Origin of the sequence: Micromonospora deserti (genome assembly GCF_003236335.1) — a bacterium.
GTDB lineage: Bacteria > Actinomycetota > Actinomycetes > Mycobacteriales > Micromonosporaceae > Micromonospora > Micromonospora deserti.
Genome location: NZ_POUB01000320.1, coordinates 1 through 6,027 on the forward strand (window position 1 = coordinate 1; position 6,027 = coordinate 6,027).

General features: G+C 73.8%; 4 protein-coding genes and 1 pseudogene. 1 reads left to right on the plus strand and 4 read right to left on the minus strand.

Going from position 1 to position 6,027, the window contains the following annotated elements; all coding sequences use genetic code 11:
* Together coaD and rsmD are read right to left on the minus strand one after the other, a co-directional pair.
* Positions 1 to 477: pantetheine-phosphate adenylyltransferase (gene coaD / locus C1I99_RS28130; RefSeq protein ID WP_111137233.1), on the minus strand; the 477-nt coding region annotated here is incomplete at its 3' end.
* A pseudogene (gene rsmD, locus C1I99_RS28135) lies at positions 474 to 1,043 on the minus strand (16S rRNA (guanine(966)-N(2))-methyltransferase RsmD); the annotation flags it as partial. The gene coaD and the pseudogene rsmD, both read right to left, overlap by 4 nt.
* A gap of 307 nt (positions 1,044 to 1,350) precedes the next feature.
* On the opposite strand from rsmD, the gene C1I99_RS28140 reads away from it, so the two are divergent.
* Positions 1,351 to 2,859 (plus strand): cell wall anchor protein, encoded by a 1,509-nt coding sequence (locus C1I99_RS28140; protein WP_111137231.1) that lies wholly within the window; start codon positions 1,351 to 1,353, stop codon positions 2,857 to 2,859.
* A gap of 105 nt (positions 2,860 to 2,964) precedes the next feature.
* On the opposite strand, the gene recG is transcribed toward C1I99_RS28140, so the two are convergent.
* Together recG and C1I99_RS28150 are read right to left on the minus strand one after the other, a co-directional pair.
* Positions 2,965 to 5,217: an ATP-dependent DNA helicase RecG gene (recG, locus tag C1I99_RS28145; protein ID WP_111137232.1), complete on the minus strand. Its 2,253-nt coding sequence runs from the start codon at positions 5,215 to 5,217 to the stop codon at positions 2,965 to 2,967.
* A 1-nt stretch (position 5,218) separates the two neighbouring features.
* On the minus strand, positions 5,219 to 6,027 hold an 809-nt coding region (locus C1I99_RS28150), incomplete at its 5' end, for a DAK2 domain-containing protein (RefSeq protein WP_499877950.1).

Here is a 6,027-nt window from a genome sequence, read left to right on the forward strand (position 1 = left end):
GTCGGGGGTGAGGCGGGCCCGGAGGGCCTCCCCGACCACGTCGGGGACGTGGGCGGAGATGTCGCCACCCCACTTGGCCACGTCCTTGACCAGGCTGGAGGAGAGAAACGAGTAGAGCGGGTTGGTCGGCATGAAGAGCGTCTCGACGCCGGCCAGGCCGATGTTCATCTGGGCCATCTGCAACTCGTAGTCGAAGTCGCTGACCGCGCGCAGACCCTTGATCAGCACGCTCGCCTGCTGCGCACGGCAGAAGTCGACCAGCAGGCCGCGGAACGACTCGACCCGGACGTTGTCGTAGGAGGCGGTCACCTCGCGGAGCATGTCGATCCGCTCCTCGACCGTGAACAGGCCGCTCTTCGCCTGGTTCACCAGCACGCCGACGATCACCTCGTCGAAGAGCCGACTGGCCCGACCGATGATGTCGAGGTGTCCGTTGGTGACCGGATCGAACGACCCGGGACACACCGCACGTCTCATGATCGGCGACCGTACCAAAGGGTGGTCTCGCCGTACCGGCGACTGCGCTCACCGGTGACGCCCTGCACCCACCGGACCGGGCCGCTGCGGCTGGACCGCTCCACCACCACCAGGGCGTCCGGGGCCAGCCAGCCGCCGCCGACCAGCGCGGCGAGCATCGCGGTGACCTCCGGGTCCGGCATCGCGTACGGCGGGTCGGCGAAGACCACGTCGTACGGGTCGCCGTCGGGACCGGCCGCGAGCACCGTGGCGACCTTGCCGGTGACCAACCGGGCCGCGGGGGCGGCCCGCAGGGTCGCCACGTTCTCCCGGATCACCCGCGCCGCCCGCGGGTCGGACTCGACCAGCAGCACGTGCGCGGCCCCCCGGGACAGCGCCTCCAGACCGACGGCTCCGGAGCCGGCGTACAGGTCGGCGAAGCGTGACCCCACCAGGTCAACCTCGGCCTGCACGGCGCTGAACAGCGCCTCCCGGACCCGATCGGAGGTGGGCCGGGTGCCGGCGCCGGGCGGCGCGGCGATCCGCCGCCCGCCGAGGGTGCCGGCCACGATCCGGGTCACCGTCTTCTCCCGCTCATGGACCCGACGCTACGCGAGCCGGGGACCACCCCGGCCGACACCGGGGGTACCCGTGTCGCGCCGGATCGATCACCACGCGTATATCAATGATCTCACATTCATAACGACATCCTTAAGCGTTGCTGAGCGCTATCTCACCCGCGTCGATCTCGCTAGGGTCTGCCCGGTGCCGGCGACGGACCGCCGGCCACGGCACGGGGAGGCGTCCGCACCGGGCCGCGCGGCGTCCGTTCACGCCCGCCCACCGTCCTCCCCGCACCGACACCCCTACCGCTTCCTCACCCCGGGAGTACGCGTGATCCGTACCAAGCTGTCGCTGCGGCGACCACTGGCTGTTCTGGGGGCCGCCCTACTCGGCCTCACCGGAGCCGTCACGCTGGCCGCCCCGGCCAGCGCACACCACACCACGATCACCGCCACCGCCGCCTGCGACCAGCTCAGTGGCGAGCGCGTCATCACGTGGAAGGTGGAGAACAGCGAGCGGAACAAGACCGCCACCATCACGAAGGTCACCGCCGACCCGGCCACCCCGGTGACCGTGACCGTGGCGGGCGCCGAGAGCAAGCCGCTGGACACCGTGGTCATCCCGAAGGGCGACTACGTCGAGGCGACCCAGCGGGTGCCCGGCGACACCGCCCGCGCCACCCTCACGGTGGACGCGGTCTGGCAGAAGAACAACGCCCGGGCGAGCAACAACGGCAGCATCGACCTGTCCGCCGACCAGTCCTGCTCCCCCGCACCGAAGTGCGTCGACGCCAGCCAGGCGAAGTACAGCCACACCTTCGACGGCCCGAAGGGCACCGCGACCGTCAAGCTCGACGGCGACCTGCCGCTGTGCGGCGACAGCAAGCAGTGGTTCACCCTGGTGTCCTACTTCGCGCCGCGACCGGAGTTCGCCACCCCGCAGTACGTCTACGGCACCCCCGACAGCGACTGGATCGGCGGCGGCACCCAGACCGAGATCGAGCTCAACGTCGAGATCCCGGACTGCCACACCCAGGTCGACCTGATCTGGGGCGGCGTCGACGAGGTCATCGACCCGCTGGTCGAGGACGGCAAGCGGTACGGCGACAAGAAGCTCGGCTCGAAGGGCGCCCCCGGCAACCGGTCCACCGGCCCACGGGGCTGGTACAACGGCGGCGACAAGAGCTGCACCACGCCGGCCGCGACCTTCGCGTCCAACTGCGACGGCACCGTCACCGTCTCGCTGAGCAACGACGGCAAGACCTCCAAGTACCCGGTCGAGTTCGAGGTCCGGGGCGAGAACGGCTGGTCCAAGAAGGTCACCGTCGAGCCGGGCAAGGCCGACAACGGCGTCGAGGTGCCCGCCGCGCAGGCCGGCAAGGTCGAGGTGCTGGTCGACGGCAAGGTCATCGAGAACGGCACGTACGGCTGGGATCGCTCCGCGGACTGCCCGCTGCCCACGGTGACCACCGAGGCGGACTGCGACACCTTCTCGCTGACCGCCACGAACCCGGAGGGTGGCCAGCCCGCCAAGGTGGTGTTCACCTACGGCGAGAAGACCGAGACCCGTACCGTCGAGCCGGGCGCGTCGGAGACGGTGACCTTCGCCGCCGGCAAGGCGGAGTCGGCCATCGTCGTGCTGCCCGGTCTTGAGCTGGAGATGGAGGTCGCGTACGCCCCCGAGGGTGACTGCGGTGGCGGTGGTGGCGGCGAGGAGCCCGGCCTGCCGGTGACCGGCGCGGCGGCCGGCGGCATCGCCGCGGGCGCGCTGGCCCTGCTGGCCCTGGGCGCGGTGCTCTTCGTCGTGGCCCGGCGGCGTCGGGTGCACTTCACCGCGTGAGCTGAGCCGGCCTGAGCGCGGAGGGCGCGTCGACCCACCCGGGTCGGCGCGCCCTCCGCGTCCGGCCCCGGGTCGGCGTGCCTCGTCCGGCAACCCGATCCGGGGTCAGCCCTTCTCCAGGTACTCCGCGCGTTCCTCGTCGACCAGGGCGGCCACCGAGGCGGCCAACGCCGGATGGCGGGACAGCTCCGGATCCTCCTCGACCAGGGCGATCGCCTCGGCCCGGGCGTCGCGGATCAGATCCGCGTCGCGCAGCAGCGACAGCAGGCGCAGGTGGGAGCGGCGCCCGGACTGGGTGGCGCCCAGCACGTCACCCTCACGGCGCTGTTCCAGATCCAGTTCGGCGAGCTTGAACCCGTCGGTGGTGGAGGCGACCGCGTCCAGCCGCTCGCGCGCCGGGGTGCCCTCGGTCGCCTCGGTGACCAGCAGGCACAGCCCGGCGGCGGCGCCCCGGCCGACCCGGCCGCGCAGCTGGTGCAGCTGGGAGACGCCGAACCGGTCGGCGTCCAGCACGATCATCACGGTCGCGTTCGGCACGTCGACGCCGACCTCGACCACGGTGGTGGCCACCAGCACGTCGAGGTCACCGGCGGCGAAGGAGCGCATCACCGCGTCCTTCTCGTCCGCCGGCAGCCGGCCGTGCAGCACGCCGATCCGGAGCCCGTGCAGCGGCCCGTCGGCGAGCAGCGGGGCCACCTCGGTCACCGCCAGGGGCGGCCGGCGACCGGAGTCGTCCTCCCGAGGCGCCTCCTCCTCGCTGGCCGGGCCGGGTTCGGCATCCGGCGCCTCCGCGGTGGCCGCGCCGGCCCCGGAACCCGAATCCCCGATGCGCGGGCAGACCACGTACGCCTGATGGCCGGCGGCGACCTCCTCGCGCAGCCGGCGCCAGGCCCGGTCCAGGAAGGCCGGCTTCTCCGCCGCCGGCACCACGTGGGAGGCGATCGGGGACCGGCCGCGCGGCAGCTGCGACAGGGTGGAGACCTCCAGGTCGCCGTAGACGGTCATCGCCACCGTGCGCGGGATGGGGGTGGCCGTCATGACCAGCACGTGCGGCGGCTGGTCGGCCTTGGCGCGCAGCGCGTCACGCTGCTCGACGCCGAACCGGTGCTGCTCGTCGACCACGACCAGGCCGAGGTCGGCGAAGTCGACCCCCTCGTACAGCAGGGCGTGGGTGCCCAGCACGATGCCGGCGGCGCCGCTGGCGACCTCGGCCAGCGCGCGTCGCCGCGCCGCCGCGCCGAGCGAGCCGGTGACCAGCTCCACCCGGGTGGCGTGCTCGGCGGCGCCCAGTTCCCCGGCCCGGCCCAGCGGGCCGAGCAGGTCGAGCATGCCGCGGTGGTGCTGGGCGGCGAGCACCTCGGTCGGGGCGAGCAGGGCCGCCTGCCCACCCGCGTCGACCACCTGGAGCATCGCGCGCAGGGCGACCACCGTCTTGCCGGAGCCGACCTCGCCCTGCAACAGCCGGTGCATCGGGTGCGGGGTGGCCAGGTCGGCGGCGATCTCGCCGCCGACGTCCCGCTGGCCGGGGGTCAGCTCGTACGGCAGGCGGGCGTCGAAGGCGTCGAGCAGCCCGCCGGCCTCCGCCGGGCGGGGCCGGGCCGGCCAGTCGGCCGCCCGGTGCTTGCGCTGCACCAGGGTCAGCTGCACGGCGAACGCCTCGTCCCACTTCAGCCGGCGCCGGGCCCGGTAGAGGTCCTCCTTGCTGGACGGCCGGTGGATCTCGCGCAGCGCGGTGCCGAGGCCGATCAGGTTGCGGGCGGCGCGCACGGTGGCCGGCAACGGATCCTCCGGCGGGGTGACGGTGTCCAACACCACCCGCACGCACCGGGCGATCACCCAGGTCGGCACGGCCGCGGCGGCCGGGTAGACCGGGATCAGCGCGCCGGCGAACTCCTCGATCTCCTCGTTCGCCGCCGCCTCGCCGTCGCCGCCCTCGCCGAGCAGCACGTACTCCGGGCCGTTGAGCTGCCGCTTGCCGCGGAACTCGGTGACCTTGCCGGCGAACAGCCCCCACCGGCCCGGGCGCAGCTCCCGCTCGCGCCAGGTCTGGTTGCCGAAGAAGGTCAGGGTCAGGGTGCCGCCGGAGTCGTCGCCGACGGTGACCTCCAACAGGTTGCCCCGGCGCTGGCGCATCGGGCGCACCGCCGTGCGCCGCACCTGGGCCAGCACGGTGACCTGCTCGCCGACATCGAGCGACCGGATGTCGGTGTGCTCGCCGCGCTCGTCGTAGCGGCGCGGGAAGTGGTAGATCAGGTCGCCGGCGGTGTGCAGGTCGAGGTGGCTGGCGAGGGCCTTCGCGGTCTTCTCGCCGACCAGCTTCTTCAGCGGGGTGTCCACGGTGGCCGTGCCGGACGTCATGTCACTCGACCCCCACCAGGAGCGGATAGTACGGCTGCCCGCCCGGGTACGCCTGCACCTCGACGAACGGCCAGCGCCGGCCGACGTGCTCGCGTACCGCGTCGGCCAGCCCGTCCGGGGCATCCGCCCCGGAGAGCAGGGTGACCAGCTCGCCGCCGCCGCCGAGCATCCGGTCGACCACGGCGACGCAGGTGTCGACCAGATCCCTGCCGATCAGGTGCACCTCTCCCTCGACCAGCGCCAGCACGTCGCCGGGCAGGCACGGGCCGGCCACGGTCAGCGCCTCCCGGCTGGCGTAGCAGACCTCGGCGTAGCGGCAGGCCCCGGCCGCCTCGGCCATCGCGATCACGTCGTCCTCGAAGCGCCGGCCCGGGTCGCGGACGGCGAGGGCGGCCAGCGCCTGCACCGGGGATCGGGTGGGCACCACGCTCACCTTGACACCGAGCCGGTGCGCCTCCTTGGCCGCCTCGCTCGCCACGGCCTGGGTGTTCGGATCGTTCGGCAGCACCACCACCCGGGCGGCGCCGGTGACCCGGACCGCGTCCAGCAGCTCGCCGGTGGACGGGTTGGCCGGCACCACGGTCGCCCCCTCCCCGGCGAAGAGTTCCGCGATGCCCGCGCCGGCGGCCACCACCACGGCCGCCCGGCCCTCGGGAGCCCGGCCCTCGGGAGCCCGGCCCTCGGGAGCCCGGCCCTCGGGAGCCCGGCCCTCGGGAGCCCGGCCCGGCCCGGGCTCCGGGGCCGGGCCGGCCTGGTCGGCGAAGCGGGTCACCGAAATCCGGTGCGGCCGGCCGGCCACCACCCCCGCCT